We start from the raw sequence: 15,941 nt of genomic DNA on the forward strand, positions 1-15,941 counted from the left end.
TGGTCGAATGCACCGGTCTTGAAAACCGGCATGGGTTTATAGCCCATCTAGGGTTCAAATCCCTATCTCTCCACCATATAACAAAACAGCCCGCTTAATTAGCGGGCTTTTTTGTGCCTCATATAAAATAACGCGTTTGTTTTGTAAGTTTAAATTACGACCATAGTCTCTATTTATAAGCTACCTCGCTTAGGGCATGCTTATATTATTGAGGCTTATGTTTGTATATTTAAGGATTTTACGATGAAACATCAACTTGCAAAAAGTGTCGGGCTTTCATTACTCTCCCCAATCATTATTGGTGGTATGTTGGGTGTTTATTATGGCCTTGCTATGAGTGGCGACTTTTTATCAATATTTTTTCAATTATTGATGACGGCAATAGCAAACGCACATATTGTAGGGTTAACGATGGCCGCATTTGTAGTGCCAGGTTACTTACTTATGTTTAAGTACGCTAAAGTAAATTATTCAGGGGTTTTAACGCTTGGTTTATTAGGCGGCGCTATTTTTAGTTACTTACTTAGTGCTACTACGGGCGAGATATTTTTAATAAATAGTGTGATGTCTGGGTTTGCTGCAGGGCTGTTTTTGTTTGGGCTGCGTAAAACCGCAAAAAAATAATCGTAGCATTATTAAGCAAGCATGCTGATAAAGCGTGCATTTTCCTTTTTTTTAGCCGCAAAAGGTTTCAATTTTTCACGACAAAGAGTACCTTTAGCTACTGTATGTTTAATAAGAAGTAGTTTGGTATGCAAAAGCACGATTTTTACCAGTCATTAGTTAAGCAAACGCAATCGCTGATAGGCGGTGAATCGAATGTAATTGCTAATATGGCAAATATAAGCGCGCTGTTATTTACTTCATTAGATGATGTAAATTGGGCGGGCTTTTATTTTATGGATTCACCTACCGAATTAGTGCTTGGTCCGTTTCAAGGTAACCCAGCTTGCATTCGAATTCCGGTAGGAAAGGGTGTATGTGGAACCGCCGCTGCAACCGGACAAACACAATTAATAGAAGATGTTCACGCTTTTGATGGGCATATAGCCTGTGATGCAGCGTCAAATTCTGAAGTAGTTGTACCTATTATGAAAGCTGGTAAAGTATTTGCTGTACTTGATATAGATAGCCCAAGTATTAGCCGATTTGATACTGACGATCAAGCGGGTCTTGAAGCATTAGTAAAATGCTTAGAGGCAAGCCTATAATGAAAGACTTGCTAAATGTTCAAGACTACCTTTTTGCCGTACAAGATGTGGGCGATTGGGAAGGCGATGAAGAACATGTAGCGGAAACGCTCAATGATTTGATTCATATTGCTTGGGATCGTCTACCAGACGAAGCCGAGTGTGAATTTATCGATGAAACAATTAATGGTATTTGGGAACACCTTCGTGGTGATATGGCTGTAATTGAGGCCGACTTCGAAGAATTGGTCGACTGGGTAATACACTATGTTGATTCGTCCCTTGATGAAAAGATGTGAAAAATAGGTTCTAAAATGGAAACCACAAACAAGCTAAAAGATATGAACGAAGTGTTGGAATTTTTATATCAAGAATTCCCGCAGTGTTTTAAACAAAAAGACGGTATCAAACCGCTTAAAGTCGGTATTTTTAAAGATATTGCTGAGCGTATTGAAGGGTCTGAAAAAGTAAGCAAGACTCAAGTGCGCCAAGCGCTTAGAAAATACACGTCTAACTGGCGTTATTTAGAAGCTGTGACTAAGTCAGAGTTTCGTATTGATCTTGATGGTAATCAAGCTGAAAAAGTTGAGCAAGAGCATATCGACCATGCACAAAAAGCATTGGAAGAAAGCCGCGCGAAAATGGCTAAACGCAAAAAGCAGCAACGTCCGCGTCCAGATGCAGATGCAAAATCTTTCAAAAAGAAACCTGCTCATGCCGCTAAAAATGCTACTTCAGCAGATAAAACAGCTAAAGCCGCACCGGTTAAGCGTTCAGGAAAAATTGAACCTTTACCAGCAAGTGAGGTCAAGGTTAATAATAAGGTTAAGGTTAAACTTGGCCAAGCACTTGTTAATGCAATAATCACTGAAGTGAACAAAGACGACGTTCATGTTGAATTAGTGACTGGTATGCAAGTTAAAACCAAAGCTGACAGCTTATACATTATTTAAGCTGAAAATAAATTAAGGAGTTGTGTATGAGTAAAAAGTTTACGCTCATTCCGTTAGTTGCTGCCCTGTTTTCAGGTTCATTATTTGCTGCCGTTGAAGCCGTTACGTTAAAAGACTTACCGTTGCTCAAGCAAGAAAGTCAACATGCTACAGCCAGCAAACGAGTGGTTAACTTATTTACTCGTTCACACTATACACCGGTTCGATTTAACGATGAGCTTTCAAGTAAAGTGTACGATCGTTATATCGAATCCCTTGATTTTAATAAAAGTGTATTCTTAGCCAGCGATATTGCGTCATTTGAGCAATATCGTAATGGCTTTGATAACGCATTGGTAACCGGCAAGTTAGGCTTTACGTTTGATATTTTTAACCTAAGCCTTAAACGTCGCTTTGAGCGTTATGATTACTCGCTTTCATTACTTGAAAATGAGATGACGTTTGATAAACAAGATGAATACTTTTTTGATCGAGAAGATGCTGATTGGGTAACCACCCAAGACGAACTTGATGAAATATGGCGTGAGCGCGTTAAATATGACGCACTACGCTTAAAAATGACCGGTAAAGATTGGGAAGGTATAAAGGATGTACTTGTAAAGCGCTATAAAAATGCACAAAAGCGTTTAGTACAATCAAAATCCGAAGATGCCTTTCAAATAGTAATGAATTCGCTTGCACGCAGTATAGAGGCGCATACCTCTTATTTATCGCCGCGCCGTGCAGAGCAATTTAAAATGGATATGGACCTAGAGCTTGAAGGCATAGGTGCAGTATTAAGCCCAGACGAAGACTATACCGTTATTCGCAGTTTAGTACCGGGTGGTCCTGCCGATAAATCACAACAAATTAAAGCCGATGACCGCATTATTGGCGTTGCCCAAGACGGTAAAGAGTTTGTTGATGTGATAGGTTGGCGCTTAGATGACGTGGTTGATTTAATTAAAGGCCCTAAAGGTACAAAAGTACGTTTACAGTATCTAAAAGGCGCTGATGCGCACGGTACGCCTAAAATAGTTGAAATAACCCGAGATAAAATACGCCTAGAAGACAGAGCAGCCAAATCTGAAGTGTTTGAAGCACAGTATTCCGATTTAACCAGTAAAATAGGCGTTATTGAAATACCTGGCTTTTATAATAACTTGTCGCAAGATGTAAAAGTTGAACTAGCTAAACTAAAAGAAGCTAAAGTAGACGGTGTTATTATAGATTTACGTCAAAATGGTGGTGGTTCTTTATACGAGGCAACACAGCTTTCTGGATTGTTTTTCGACCAAGGTCCTGTGGTACAAATTCACACTCTTAATAATCGTATTGAAGAGCAGAAAGACCGCGATGGTATTACGTACTACGATGGCCCGTTAACTGTTCTAGTAGACAGATACAGTGCATCTGCTTCTGAAATTTTTGCAGCAGCGATACAAGATTATGGTCGCGGTATTGTGATTGGCGAGCAAACCTTTGGTAAAGGCACTGTGCAACAGCACAAAGGCTTAGGGCGAGCGTACGACCTGTACGACAACGAGCTTGGCAGTGTGCAGTATACAATTGCTAAGTTTTACCGCATAAATGGTGGTAGCACACAACACAAAGGCGTTATTCCTGATATTTCGTTTCCATCTGCAATCGATCCCGCAGAGTGGGGAGAAAGCAAACAAGATAATGCACTGCCGTGGGATAGCATAGTACGCGCTAGATACCAAGAAATGGGTGACTTAAAACCGATTATTACGTATTTAGATAAGCAACATGCGCAGCGTATTCAGTCAGAGCCAGAGTTTAATTATGTATTTGAAGACATTACTCGCTACAACGAAGAGAAAGACCGCAAAACTATTTCGTTAGTAGAAGCTCAGCGTATTAAAGAAAAAGATGAAAATGAAGCACGCGCTTTAGTGCGTACTAATGAGCGTTTAGCGCGTTTAGGTGAAAAACCAATCGAAAACCTAGATGATGTGCCGGAAGTAATTGAAAAGCTGGATCCATTTTTAGAGGAAGCAGCCCTGATCACTCAAGACTATATTAAATACGGGCGTATAGCCAAAAAGTAATAATTGGTTTACCTCTATAAAAAAAGGCGCAATTGCGCCTTTTTTGCTACCCATAATTTACAAGATTGTTATAATCGCTGATTACACAAAGTTGAGCTAGATCAATGTTGCTCGATTAATGCGCTGTATGTGCTAAGAAGAATAATTAACATGCATTAGATGTGTGTAGGAGTCTTTATCTTGAAGTCATTAGAAGAAAAACCAATAAAACCCGCCTCGTTTTTTGATGCACTCATTCCAATCTCAGTTCTCATTTGTTTACTTGGTGCGGCTGTTTATCTATTTGGTGATAATTCCTCTTCTGGGCCAAATCAAATAGCTTTGTTATTTGCTACTTTTGCAGCAGCATTAATAGGTCTAAAAAATGGCTACAATTGGAAAAAACTAGAAGATGCGATGATTGAAGGGATCACCTTGTCGTTAGGTGCTATCTTAATTTTACTTATGGTAGGTGCGTTAATAGGCACTTGGTTGCTTTCGGGCACAGTACCTACGCTAATTTACTATGGCTTACAGGTTATTAATCCGAGTTGGTTTTATGCAGCTAGTTGTTTAATTTGTGGCATTGTAGCAATGAGCATTGGTAGTTCGTGGACCACAGCGGCTACAATAGGTGTGGCTTTATTAGGCGTTGCTACAGGCTTAGGGTTAGAGCAAACAGTAACGGCTGGTGCGGTTATATCGGGCGCGTATTTTGGCGATAAGCTTAGTCCACTATCAGAGACTACTAATTTAGCGCCTGCGGTTGTGGGGGCAGATTTATTTGAACATATTCAGCATATGCTATGGACTACAGTACCGAGCTTTGTAATTGCCTTAATAATCTTTATATTTATGGGGTTTAACGCGACTGCATCGAGTGAAGCAGGGCGTATTGATGAAATTACTGCTATTTTGCAGCAAAACTTTAATATTGGTTTAGAAATGCTAGTGCCTTTAATTGTACTTTTGGTACTTGCGATACGCAAAATGCCAGCGTTTCCTGCCATATCGATAGGCGCGGTACTTGGCGCTGTGTGGGCTGTGTTGTTTCAATCTGATTTAATTGCCAGCCAAATAGACATAAGCCAAGGCCAGCTAATAGGCTACTTTAAATTAATTTGGACCACTTTTTTTGATGGTTTTAGTATTAGTACCCAAGACGACAATATGGATGCGCTCCTCAGTGGGGGCGGTATGTCAGGTATGCTTACAACAACCTGGCTAATTATGACGGCACTGATGTTTGGCGCTATTATGGAAAAAACGGGGCTGTTAGATGTGTTTGTTAAGAGTATTCTTAAAATCGCAAAAAGCACAGGGTCGTTAATCACTGCAACTATAGCGACTTGTATTGGTACAAACGTCATTGCGGCGGATCAATATATTGCTATTGTGGTACCGGGGCGGATGTTTAAAGAAGAATATGCAAACCGTGGTTTAAAACCGGTTAATTTATCGCGTACCTTAGAAGATGGCGGCACAATTACCAGCCCGCTGATCCCATGGAATACCTGTGGTGCCTATATGCAAAGCGTGTTACTGATCAATCCATTTGACTATGCACTGTATGCTTTCTTTAATTTAATTAACCCTGTATTGGCAATTATTTATGCTTATTTAGGTATTAAAATATTACGTATTAAACCAAAACAGACTGCTTAATTTAAACAGCCTCTTTTAAACATAAAAGGGGCTTTTTTTGGAGTATTTATGACTGCCGCACAAAAACCGCAAACACAATATTTAAAAGATTACCAAGCGCCAGACTTTTTAATTAATCACACCGAGCTTAACTTTGATTTACAGCCGTTAACAACAAGAGTCACTGCGCTACTTACATTGAGCCGCGTGGGCGCTAAAACGGCACCTTTAGTACTCGATGGCATTGATTTACGCTTAGTGTCGCTTTCAATAGATACTCATGATATTAGCGATTATAAAATAGTGGGTGAGCAACTCATTATTAATAACCTACCAGAACACTGCCAACTTAGTATAGTGACCGAAATTTCTCCGCAAACAAATACTTCTCTAGAAGGACTTTATTTATCGGGTGGGGCTTATTGTACTCAGTGTGAAGCGCAGGGTTTTAGAAAAATAACTTACTATATGGACCGTCCAGATGTTTTATCAACATTCGATGTAACCATAATAGCAGACAAAAAATACCCGCAGTTACTCTCTAATGGCAACATGGTAGATAGCGGTGAAACGCAAGACGGTCGTCATTTTGCTAAGTGGCAAGATCCGTTTAAGAAGCCAAGTTACTTATTTGCTTTAGTGGCGGGTGACTTTGATGTGTTAAATGATAGCTATACTACAAAAAGTGGTAAGAATGTTGATTTAGCCTTATTTGTAGATAAAGGTAACTTGTCAAAAACACCACATGCAATGAGCTCACTTAAAAAAGCGATGCAGTGGGATGAGACACGCTTTAATTTAGAGTATGACCTTGATATTTATATGATTGTTGCCGTTGATTTTTTCAACATGGGAGCGATGGAAAATAAAGGGCTTAATATTTTTAATAGTAAGTGTGTTTTGGCAAATCAAGAAACCGCTACCGATAAAGACTATCACACCATTGAATCTATTGTTGGGCATGAATACTTTCATAACTGGACCGGCAACCGCGTAACCTGCAGAGATTGGTTTCAGTTATCGTTAAAAGAAGGTTTAACAGTATTTAGAGATCAAGAATTTAGCAGTGATTTGGGCTCGCGAGCGCTAAACCGTATTGATGCCGTTAAAGTAATGCGTACTCACCAGTTTAGTGAAGATGCAGGGCCTATGGCGCATCCTATTCGTCCAGAAAAAGTAATTGAAATGAATAACTTTTACACTGTGACTGTATACGACAAAGGTGCTGAAGTTATACGTATGATGCACACCTTGCTTGGTGAAACTAACTTTCAAAAGGGCATGACACTTTACTTTGAACGCCACGATGGCCAAGCGGTTACCTGTGACGATTTTGTAAGTGCTATGAGTGATGCATCTAATATTAACTTAGAGCAATTTAAACGCTGGTATAGCCAATCGGGTACTCCTCGTTTAAATGTACAACAAAGTTACCATAGCGAGACGCAAACGTTTAGCCTTACCATTGAGCAGGCTGCGCCAATTAATCAGCCACAAAACGATACTTTGCATATTCCTTTTGCAATTGAGCTGTTAGATAGCAAGGGGAAAAGTGTACCGTTACAATATAAAGGTCAGAGCGTTGGTCATGTGCTTGATGTAACTAAAGCAACGCAAACATTTAATTTTGATCAGCTAGCAGAGCAACCTGTTGCCGTTTTATTGGAAGACTTTTCAGCCCCGTGTATATTAAAGCAGCACAGTAACGATCAAGACCTATTGCACATAATGCGCTTTGCGCGTAGCGACTTTTCGCGTTGGGATGCACAGCAACAGCTATTTATTAATGCGGTTAAGCGTGGTATTGCAAGTAAAAACCCTGAACCATTAAGTAATGAAATAATAGCAGCATTACAGGTATTAATAGCCAGTAGAGCAGGTGACTTGGCATTACTTGCTGAACTGTTAAAACTCCCTAGCTTTGATACCTTAGCAGCTGAGTTTGAGACGATCCCAGTTGATGCTATTCTTACTATTACGCAGCAGTTTGAACAGCAAATAGCCGATACCCTTGAACAAGAATTTATTAATTGTTACCAAGCACTTGAAGACGATGGCAGTGTTAATGCGGCTGCTGTGGCAATACGTTCATTAAAACAACAATGTTTGTATTACCTAGCAAAAACAGACAGTTTACCAGCGGCTGAATTTATAAAAGAAGCTGCAAGCTCAACTAATATGACCAATGTGCTCGGTGCGCTCAGTGGTGCTATAAAAGCGTCGCATACATTAAGTGACACCTTGCTTGCACATTTTGATAGCCAATGGCGACACGACGTATTAGTAATGGACAAATGGTTTGCACTGCAAGCCATGCAGTCGGGTGATGATGCAATTGACAATATTAAAGCACTGTATGAACATCCTTGTTTTGACTTTTCAAACCCTAACCGAGTGCGTGCTTTAATTGGCAGTTTTAGTCACTTTAATACCGCGCAATTTCATCGCCTAGATGGTCAAGGTTATGCTTTGCTTGGTGATTTACTCATTAAGCTCAATACTATTAATCCGCAAAATGCATCACGCATGTTAACGCCTTTTATGTCGTGGAAACGTTACGATAAAGTACGTTCTGCAGCAATGAAAACACAACTGCAGCGTTTAGCTGATTTAGATACGCTGAGCGACGATTTATTTGAGAAGGTTGAAAAAGCCTTAAATTAAATCATGATTGAATATTATTTTAGATTAAATTTGAGCTACAACGAATGCATGGATTACTACCATGGACGTTATAGCTCAGTACAAGTTGTAGATGACAGCGGTAAAACCATTCGATTTGCCGCAAACTACCTGCGCCCCTACATTTCTAGTTTAGGGGTGCGAGGTAGGTTTAGATTGATACTTACCCCCGAAAATAAGTTTATCCGCCTCGAACGAGTAGCCTAAGCGCTTGTATTTATGTTATAGATATACATAAATATTGCCTTTTTGTTAATTTCGATTTGTCCTATTGTTAATTTGCGTGTATAAATTACTGGTATGACGTCTTACCATTGCGTAAACGTCAGTGAATAAAAAAAGATTATGACTGATTGAAGGCGACTGTTTGTAATTTGTTTAATTCGCTTCTATCGTTACGATTACACTAAAAACAATAACTTGATCACACAAAATGACCCGCGACAGGGGGGAAACCAAAATGATAAGAAGATCGCTTTTTGTTAAAAATAAAATCGCTATAGGTTTAGCAGCCGCAAGCTTAGGGTTATCTGCAATGACTGCACAAGCGGCAGTTTTTGAAGCCGGAGGTTTTGATATAACTTTCGACTCCACTTTTTCTTATGGGCAAAGTATTCGTGTAGAAGACCGAGACTTTGGCTTAATAGGTAAAAGTAACAACCCTTCATTCGATTGGACGGGTTATAACCCAGCCTTAAACAATACCGTTTACTCATCGCAAGATGTTTGGGCGCAACCAGGATCATATTCAAACAATGGTGATGCAGGCGATTTAAACTTTGATAGTGGTGATTCGTTTTCAAAACTATTAAAGGGCACCCATGATCTATCTATCAGTAAAGATAATTATGGTTTGTTTACTCGATTTATGTATTTTTATGACTTTGAGTTAATGGATGGCGATCGTGCTTATGTAAACCCTACCTCAGGCCAAGGCGTCGATCCATGTGATGACAAAGATACAAAAGCACAAAGCTGTGCTGACATCCGTTTATTAGATGCGTATGTATGGGCAAGCTTTGATTTAAATGAAGGAAAAAATCCGCTATCAATTCGCGTTGGTCAACAAGTAATAAATTGGGGTGAAAGTACATTAATATCGCATGGTATTAACGTTAACCCAGTTGACATAGACCGTTTAAAAGCGCCTGGTGCAGAGCTTAAAGAAGCCTTTATACCTGTTGGTATGTTATGGGCATCGTTAGGTATTACTGATAACGTAACCTTAGAGGGTTTTTATCAATACCAATGGCAAGAAACACGCTTACCAGCAACGGGAACGTATTTTTCTACCAATGACTTTGCCTCTGAAAATGGTTATCAGCAAAATGTGCAGTTAGGTTTTACTTCAAATCCTGATATTGATTTAGCATTTTTAACCGACAGTTTAAATAATTTAACCTCTGACTTTGCCCTAGCAGCCTCACTCAAAGGCGTTGATCCTTCAAGTGCTCAAGGCAAAGCGCTACTGGCCGAAATGTATTTAGCCTATCCAACTAAGGTAGCACTAAAAGGTAAAGGCGATGAAGGTAAAGTAGAGCCGGATGACGGCGGCCAATACGGTTTACGTTTAGGCGTGTTTTTACCTGAATTTAATGACACGGAAGTGGCATTTTATCATGTGAATTATCATAGCCGTCGCCCGTTAGTATCTGGTCGAGTGTCTAATTTCACTCAAGCTTCACTTGCCCAAGATTTAGCAATGATTACAACGACCGAAATCACTGAAGATAATATTCATAATTTAAGAGCTTTCTCTTTAGCAAAAAATGAATACCCAGAAGACATTAAACTCTATGGTTTGAGCTTCAACACATCTTTAGGTGAAACTGCGTTTGCCGGTGAGTTTACTTTTCGCGAAGATGAACCACTACAAATTGATGACGTAGAGCTACTTTACGCTGCAATGCCAGAGCAATTAGCAGTGGCAGGTTTACGCCCTGAATTTGCAGGTATTTCACAAATGAGCCAAGGCAATGCTGTCAGTGTTGTTGGCCCAGGCGAGCTAGCAAAAGGTTATATAGAGCGTAATACCAGTCAATTACAATTTACCGCGACGCATTTATTTGGCCCATCTTTGGGTGCAGATAGCTGGGCTGTGGTAGGTGAGGTTGGTGGCGTGCGTATTCATAGTATGCCGGAGTACGATGAAATGCGTTTAAACGTTTCTGGTACTGGGCGTAGTGGCATTATGACCGGCCCAGGCAGTTCTGATTATTCTGCGCTACATATGGCGTTATCAAATGGAGCAGAGCAAAAACAATTTGCTACGGCTACATCGTGGGGTTATCGCTTAATTGCTAAAGGTGATTATTATAACCTGTATAACGGTATTAACTTTTCGCCACGTTTTGTATTTTCTCATGACGTAAATGGTAGCACGCCAGATCCTATGTTTTTGTTTATAGAGGATCGTAAATCGTTAGGTGCAACCATGAACTTTAACTATCAAAATGCGTGGTCATTAGATGTTAGCTACAACTCATTTTGGGGTGGCGGCGACATTAATACCTTCTCTGATCGCGATTACATTTCATTTAACTTAAAATATTCTATTTAGGGGTAATATTATTATGATTAAAAAACCTACCCTCATTGCTACTGCATTTTGTAGCTTGTTTGCAAGTCACGCTGCTTTAGCTAAAATTAGCAGCGAAGAAGTTGCGCGCTTAGGTGCAGACTTAACGCCACTAGGCGCTCAAAAAGCAGGCAATGCAGATGGTTCTATTCCTGCGTGGAATGGTGGTATTACCGCAGCACCGGCAGGTTATAAAGCAGGTATGCATCACTTAGACCCGTTTAATACGGATAAAGTGTTGTTTACTATTGATAAAAGCAATATTGAAAAATATAAAGCGAACTTAAGCCCTGGCCAAATTGCGTTATTTGAAGCGTATCCTGATACCTTTAAAATGCCAGTATATGCAACTCGTCGCTCTGCTTCGTTCCCGCAATTTGTATATGATGCAACTAAGCAATTTGCACCCACTGCAGAGCTAATAGAAGGCGGTAATGGGATTAAAAGTACAGCAATTGGTATTCCATTTCCTATTCCTAAAACTGGTTTAGAGGCAATTTGGAATCACTTGCTACGTTACCGTGGTCAGTCTATTGAGCGTTTTGGCGGCCAAGCAGCACCTACCGCTTCGGGTTCGTATAACTATGTTGGTTTTGATGAGCAACTACTAGTTAAATACTCAGATCCAAGTGCTACACCTGCGCAACTGCAAGACTCAAATATTTTGTTTAAGTTTAAACAAAAAGTAACCGAGCCTGCACGCCTAGCGGGTACTGCGTTATTAGTGCATGAAACCATGGACCAAATATTAACGCCACGCCAAGCATGGACCTACAACAGTGGTCAACGTCGTGTTCGTCGTGCACCTAACGTTGCTTATGATGCACCAGGTACAGCAGCTGACAGCTTACGTACTACTGATGACTTTGACATGTTTAACGGGTCACCAAACCGTTACACCTGGACATTAAAAGGTAAGCAAGAGCTTTATATTCCATACAATAGTTATAAGCTCCATAGCGATAAACTAAGCTATGACGAAATATTAATGCCAGGACATATTAACCCTGAGCATACACGCTACGAAAAGCACCGTGTGTGGGTGGTTGAAGCTAACTTAAAAGATGATACGCGCCATATTTATAAAAAACGTGTGTTTTATATTGATGAAGATAGCTGGCAAGTACAGGTTACCGATATTTACGATAACCGTGACCAACTTTACCGTGTAGCTATGGCTTATGGCCTTAACTACTATGAAGTACCAACGCAGTGGAGTACGTTAGAGGTTTATCACGATTTAAACTCTCGTCGTTACTTAGCAATTGGTTTAGATAATCAGCACAAAATGTATGATTTTTCTCAGTCGTTTAACGACAATGAGTTTACATCAAGCGCATTACGTCGCGAAGGTAGATAGTTAATAGTAGGCACCTAACCGATTGGTTAGGTGCCTTTTTTCCTTTCTCATCGCGTTTGTCTTTTTGACGCGCAGGGCTTTTCCTCACCTAAATAGACAAACAATTCCCCAGTTCAAGGCGATTTAAATTTATGAAGTATTTGGTATATGCCAGCCTGATCCTCAGCGGTGCGAGTGTTGCACAAGAAACTCCTCAATTTGCTATTAGTGCAATAAACGCCGATAAAACGTTATTGACTGATATTACCCAAACTAAAGCGGGTTTAGTGGCTGTTGGTAAGCATGGCACTGTAATTACAAGTATTAATGGTATTGATTGGCAACAAGCAGAATCGGTGCCAACTCAAGTATTGTTAACTGCGGTTGATTTTACTAATGAAAACAATGGCTGGGCCTGTGGGCACGATGCAACAATAATAAATACTACAAATGGTGGTAAAACGTGGCATTTACAACAAGCTAAGCCAGAGATAGATAAACCGTGTTTAGATATTTTATTTAAAGATGAGCTACATGGTTATGCTGTGGGGGCTTATGGCATGTTTTATCAAACCAGCGACGGTGGTAAGCACTGGCAAAAACGTTTTTTAGACTCGCTATTATTTAGTGACGATAGAGAATATTTGAGTGATTTAAAAGAACACGACCCAGAAGGTTATGAAGCAGAAACAGCCTCAATTTTGCCGCACTTTAACCGCATTGAGCAAACTCCAGACGGTTTAATGTTAGTGGGTGAAATGGGCTTAATGGCAAAAAGTACCGATGCAGGCTTAACATGGCAGCGAGTTGACGAAATTTACCCAGGATCATTTTTTGCATTTAGCGCCAATGCGCAGCAAGAGGTAGTGGCAGGATTACGAGGCAATGTTTTTACTCGCCAGCGAGGTGATCAAAATTGGCAGCACCTTGATAATAAAAAAACAGCAACGATTAACAACATCATAAATTATAACAATGAACAATGGCTAATGTTGGCCAATAGCGGCGTGATTTTTCATTTGCAAAACGCTGAGCTTACACATGAGCAGTTGGCCGACGGTAAAGCAATTCTAGATGGTGTGATTTTAAATAATAAACTAATCATGGCAACAGAAGATGGCATTAAAGTGAAGGAGTTGACCCCTTAATGCATAAGATTTTAGACTTTATAGAAAATGCGATATTTAAACATCGCTTAATTATGCTTATAAGCTTTGTGCTTATAACCTGTTTATTGGCATTTAAAGCGACACAAATTCAACTTGATGCCTCGTTTAATAAAAACATTCCGTTAAACCACGATTATATGAAGGTATACACCAAACACGAAAAGCAGTTTGGTGGCGCTAACAGTATTTTAATTTCGGTGTGTGACGACAGCGGCGATATTTTTAATCCTGAATTTTTTACCCAATTAAAAGCGGTACACGACCAGCTATATTTTATCCCAGGGGTTAATCGACCTTTAGTAAATTCAATATTTTCACCCAGCGCTCGATTTGTTGAAGTAGTTGAAGATGGTTTTGCCGGCGGGCCAATAATTCCTGCTAATTTTAAAGCCGATAAACAGGGTTTAGGGGTCGTTAAAGAAAATATCGAAAAAGCGAAAGTAGTTGGGCGCATGATTGCCAGTGACTATTCGTGTGCGATGGTGACAGCGCAATTAATGGAAACCGATCCGCAAACCCAAGAAAAGCTCGATACCTTAGCATTTGCGCAAAAACTCGAAACACAACTACGTGAACCGCTAAGCACCGACAAGGTGAGTATTCATATAATTGGTTTTGCTAAAATGGCCGGTGATATAGCCGAAGGTGCAAAAGGTGTGGTGGTATTTTTTGCCATCGCGATTGCCTTTACTTTTATTATGGTTTGGCTATTTTGTGGCAGTTTAAAGCTGACTATTTTACCTATAATGTGTTCGATCATTGCTGTAATTTGGCAATTAGGGCTACTGTCGAGTTTAGGCTTTGGCTTAGATCCTATGTCTATTTTGGTACCTTTTTTAGTATTTGCAATTGGTGTGAGCCATGGTGTGCAGATGATTAACGCGATAGGTAAAAAAGTAGGCGAGGGTAAAAGTACGCGAGAATGTTGTCAGTCAAGCTTTAGAGCATTATTTATCCCAGGCGGCATTGCGTTGTTATCGGATACGGTTGGCTTTTTAACTCTGCTAACCATTGACATTGGTATTATTAGAGAGCTTGCTATAACTGCTAGTTTAGGTGTTGCGGTAATTATATTTACTAACCTAATTTTACTCCCTGTATGGGCGTCGTATATGCACTTTGAAAATAGTGTACATATTCAATCGGGTGATGCTAAAAAACCAAATATGCTTGATGCAATTAGAGATTTATTGGTTAAAGCCACCGATCCTAAAATTGCTAAAATGATAATTGCTTTTACTTTAGTGTTATTTGCACTTGGTTATTGGCAAGCTGATAAAATGCGTATTGGGGACTTACATGCTGGCGCACCATCATTGCACCAAGATGCACGCTATAACCAAGACACATTTTTAATCTCGGACAAATACACCATTTCGTCTGATATCTTAAAGGTAATTGTAGAAGCGTATCCTGCAGCATGTACTGAGCATGATGTGATGCAGCGTATTAGCCGTTTTCAATACAAAGTAGAGAATGTTGCCGGTGTGCAATCAGCGGTAAGCTTAAGCTCGGTAGCGCAGTCGGTAAATGCCGGTTATAACGAAGGTAACCTTAAATGGCAAAGCCTGCCACGTAACTCTGCAAGCTTAGTACAATCTACCTCGCGGGTAGAAACCAGCACGGGATTACTCAACGGCGATTGCTCAGTGATGCCAGTGATTATCTTTTTAGATGATCATAAAGCGCAAACAATTGATCTTGTAATTGAAAGTGTTAAACGCTTTGCACAAGAAGAGGGTACAGATAAAGTTGCGTTTAAACTCGCATCAGGCCCAGTAGGTGTAATGGCAGCCACAAACGAGTCAGTGTCAGCGGCGCAAATTCCGATGATGCTGTATGTTTACGGCGCTGTAATTGTTTTGTGTTTACTAAGCTTTAGAAGCGTAAAAGCAACCATTGCAGTAGTGTTACCTCTGTATGTGGTATCTACTCTTGCACAAGCACTAATGGTACAGCTGGAAATTGGCTTAACCGTATCTACACTGCCAGTTATTGCATTAGGTGTGGGTATAGGCGTTGATTATGGTATTTATATATTGTCGTCGATGATGGGGCAGTTAAAACAAAATGTACCGCTGAGTGTGGCTTATCGAAATGCGTTAATTGAGCGCGGTAGTGCAGTATTATTTACCGGTATTACACTTGCTATTGGCGTGAGTACTTGGATTTTCTCTGATTTGAAATTTCAAGTTGATATGGGAATTTTGCTTACCTTCATGTTTTTAGTAAATATGCTGGGTGCAGTGCTGCTTTTACCAGCAATTGGTAGCTTGCTCTGGACTGACCAGAAAAAATAAAGTGAATAAGTTTGCTCCTAAATGGCCTGTAAAGGCCATTTATATCTATAATTTGT

At 40.0% G+C, this 15,941-nt stretch carries 12 protein-coding genes; all 12 read left to right on the top strand.

Annotated elements, in window-relative coordinates; all coding sequences use genetic code 11:
- Positions 1-243 precede the first annotated feature (243 nt).
- The 12 genes from AAEZ18_RS09020 to AAEZ18_RS09075 all read left to right on the top strand — a co-directional run bounded on the left by AAEZ18_RS09020 (position 244) and on the right by AAEZ18_RS09075 (position 15,885).
- Entirely contained in the window at positions 244-624 is a 381-nt protein-coding gene (locus AAEZ18_RS09020) for a hypothetical protein (protein ID WP_011328360.1), read from the top strand.
- Between the two features lie 128 nt (positions 625-752).
- Positions 753-1,211 (top strand): free L-methionine (R)-S-oxide reductase MsrC, encoded by a 459-nt coding sequence (msrC, locus tag AAEZ18_RS09025; RefSeq protein WP_011328359.1) that lies wholly within the window; start codon positions 753-755, stop codon positions 1,209-1,211.
- Positions 1,211-1,489: a hypothetical protein gene (locus AAEZ18_RS09030; RefSeq protein ID WP_011328358.1), complete on the top strand. Its 279-nt coding sequence runs from the start codon at positions 1,211-1,213 to the stop codon at positions 1,487-1,489. The genes msrC and AAEZ18_RS09030 overlap by 1 nt, the downstream gene beginning before the upstream one ends.
- Before the next feature lie 15 nt (positions 1,490-1,504).
- The gene (gene proQ, locus AAEZ18_RS09035; protein ID WP_086998613.1) at positions 1,505-2,143 is read left to right on the top strand and encodes an RNA chaperone ProQ; all 639 of its coding nucleotides are present in this window, start codon (positions 1,505-1,507) and stop codon (positions 2,141-2,143) included.
- Positions 2,144-2,169: 26 nt separating this feature from the next.
- A complete protein-coding gene (prc, locus tag AAEZ18_RS09040) occupies positions 2,170-4,194 on the top strand; it encodes a carboxy terminal-processing peptidase (protein ID WP_011328356.1) in 2,025 nt (674 codons plus the stop codon).
- Between the two features lie 159 nt (positions 4,195-4,353).
- Positions 4,354-5,838, top strand: a complete 1,485-nt coding sequence (nhaC, locus tag AAEZ18_RS09045; protein ID WP_011328355.1) for a Na+/H+ antiporter NhaC — start codon at positions 4,354-4,356, stop codon at positions 5,836-5,838.
- A gap of 48 nt (positions 5,839-5,886) precedes the next feature.
- Positions 5,887-8,481 (top strand): aminopeptidase N, encoded by a 2,595-nt coding sequence (gene pepN, locus AAEZ18_RS09050; RefSeq protein WP_350594553.1) that lies wholly within the window; start codon positions 5,887-5,889, stop codon positions 8,479-8,481.
- 3 nt (positions 8,482-8,484) lie between these two features.
- A complete protein-coding gene (locus AAEZ18_RS09055; RefSeq protein ID WP_086998601.1) occupies positions 8,485-8,706 on the top strand; it encodes a DUF2835 domain-containing protein in 222 nt (73 codons plus the stop codon).
- Between the two features lie 253 nt (positions 8,707-8,959).
- Positions 8,960-11,059 carry a DUF1302 domain-containing protein gene (locus AAEZ18_RS09060; protein ID WP_011328352.1) on the top strand — a complete coding sequence of 700 codons (2,100 nt, stop codon included), beginning with the start codon at positions 8,960-8,962 and terminating at the stop codon, positions 11,057-11,059.
- A 13-nt stretch (positions 11,060-11,072) separates the two neighbouring features.
- Complete coding sequence (locus tag AAEZ18_RS09065; RefSeq protein ID WP_011328351.1) at positions 11,073-12,437, top strand: DUF1329 domain-containing protein; 1,365 nt, start codon at positions 11,073-11,075, stop codon at positions 12,435-12,437.
- A 131-nt stretch (positions 12,438-12,568) separates the two neighbouring features.
- Complete coding sequence (locus tag AAEZ18_RS09070) at positions 12,569-13,564, top strand: YCF48-related protein (protein ID WP_192531491.1); 996 nt, start codon at positions 12,569-12,571, stop codon at positions 13,562-13,564.
- Positions 13,564-15,885: an efflux RND transporter permease subunit gene (locus AAEZ18_RS09075; protein WP_192531492.1), complete on the top strand. Its 2,322-nt coding sequence runs from the start codon at positions 13,564-13,566 to the stop codon at positions 15,883-15,885. Before AAEZ18_RS09070 ends, AAEZ18_RS09075 begins: the two co-directional genes overlap by 1 nt.
- The last annotated feature ends 56 nt before the right edge of the window (positions 15,886-15,941 follow it).

Origin of the sequence: Pseudoalteromonas sp. 19-MNA-CIBAN-0066, assembly GCF_040308705.1 — a bacterium.
Taxonomy (GTDB): Bacteria; Pseudomonadota; Gammaproteobacteria; order Enterobacterales; family Alteromonadaceae; genus Pseudoalteromonas; species Pseudoalteromonas nigrifaciens.

What these genes read in the sequence shown, in the direction of transcription:
- prc (WP_011328356.1), top strand. Translation starts at nt 2,170, where the DNA reads ATGAGTAAAAAGTTTACGCTCATTCCGTTAGTTGCTGCCCTGTTTTCA.
- AAEZ18_RS09075 (WP_192531492.1), top strand. Translation starts at nt 13,564, where the DNA reads ATGCATAAGATTTTAGACTTTATAGAAAATGCGATATTTAAACATCGC.
- nhaC (WP_011328355.1), top strand. Translation starts at nt 4,354, where the DNA reads ATGTGTGTAGGAGTCTTTATCTTGAAGTCATTAGAAGAAAAACCAATA.
- AAEZ18_RS09065 (WP_011328351.1), top strand. Translation starts at nt 11,073, where the DNA reads ATGATTAAAAAACCTACCCTCATTGCTACTGCATTTTGTAGCTTGTTT.
- AAEZ18_RS09055 (WP_086998601.1), top strand. Translation starts at nt 8,485, where the DNA reads ATGATTGAATATTATTTTAGATTAAATTTGAGCTACAACGAATGCATG.
- AAEZ18_RS09020 (WP_011328360.1), top strand. Translation starts at nt 244, where the DNA reads ATGAAACATCAACTTGCAAAAAGTGTCGGGCTTTCATTACTCTCCCCA.
- AAEZ18_RS09030 (WP_011328358.1), top strand. Translation starts at nt 1,211, where the DNA reads ATGAAAGACTTGCTAAATGTTCAAGACTACCTTTTTGCCGTACAAGAT.
- msrC (WP_011328359.1), top strand. Translation starts at nt 753, where the DNA reads ATGCAAAAGCACGATTTTTACCAGTCATTAGTTAAGCAAACGCAATCG.
- AAEZ18_RS09060 (WP_011328352.1), top strand. Translation starts at nt 8,960, where the DNA reads ATGATAAGAAGATCGCTTTTTGTTAAAAATAAAATCGCTATAGGTTTA.
- proQ (WP_086998613.1), top strand. Translation starts at nt 1,505, where the DNA reads ATGGAAACCACAAACAAGCTAAAAGATATGAACGAAGTGTTGGAATTT.
- AAEZ18_RS09070 (WP_192531491.1), top strand. Translation starts at nt 12,569, where the DNA reads ATGAAGTATTTGGTATATGCCAGCCTGATCCTCAGCGGTGCGAGTGTT.
- pepN (WP_350594553.1), top strand. Translation starts at nt 5,887, where the DNA reads ATGACTGCCGCACAAAAACCGCAAACACAATATTTAAAAGATTACCAA.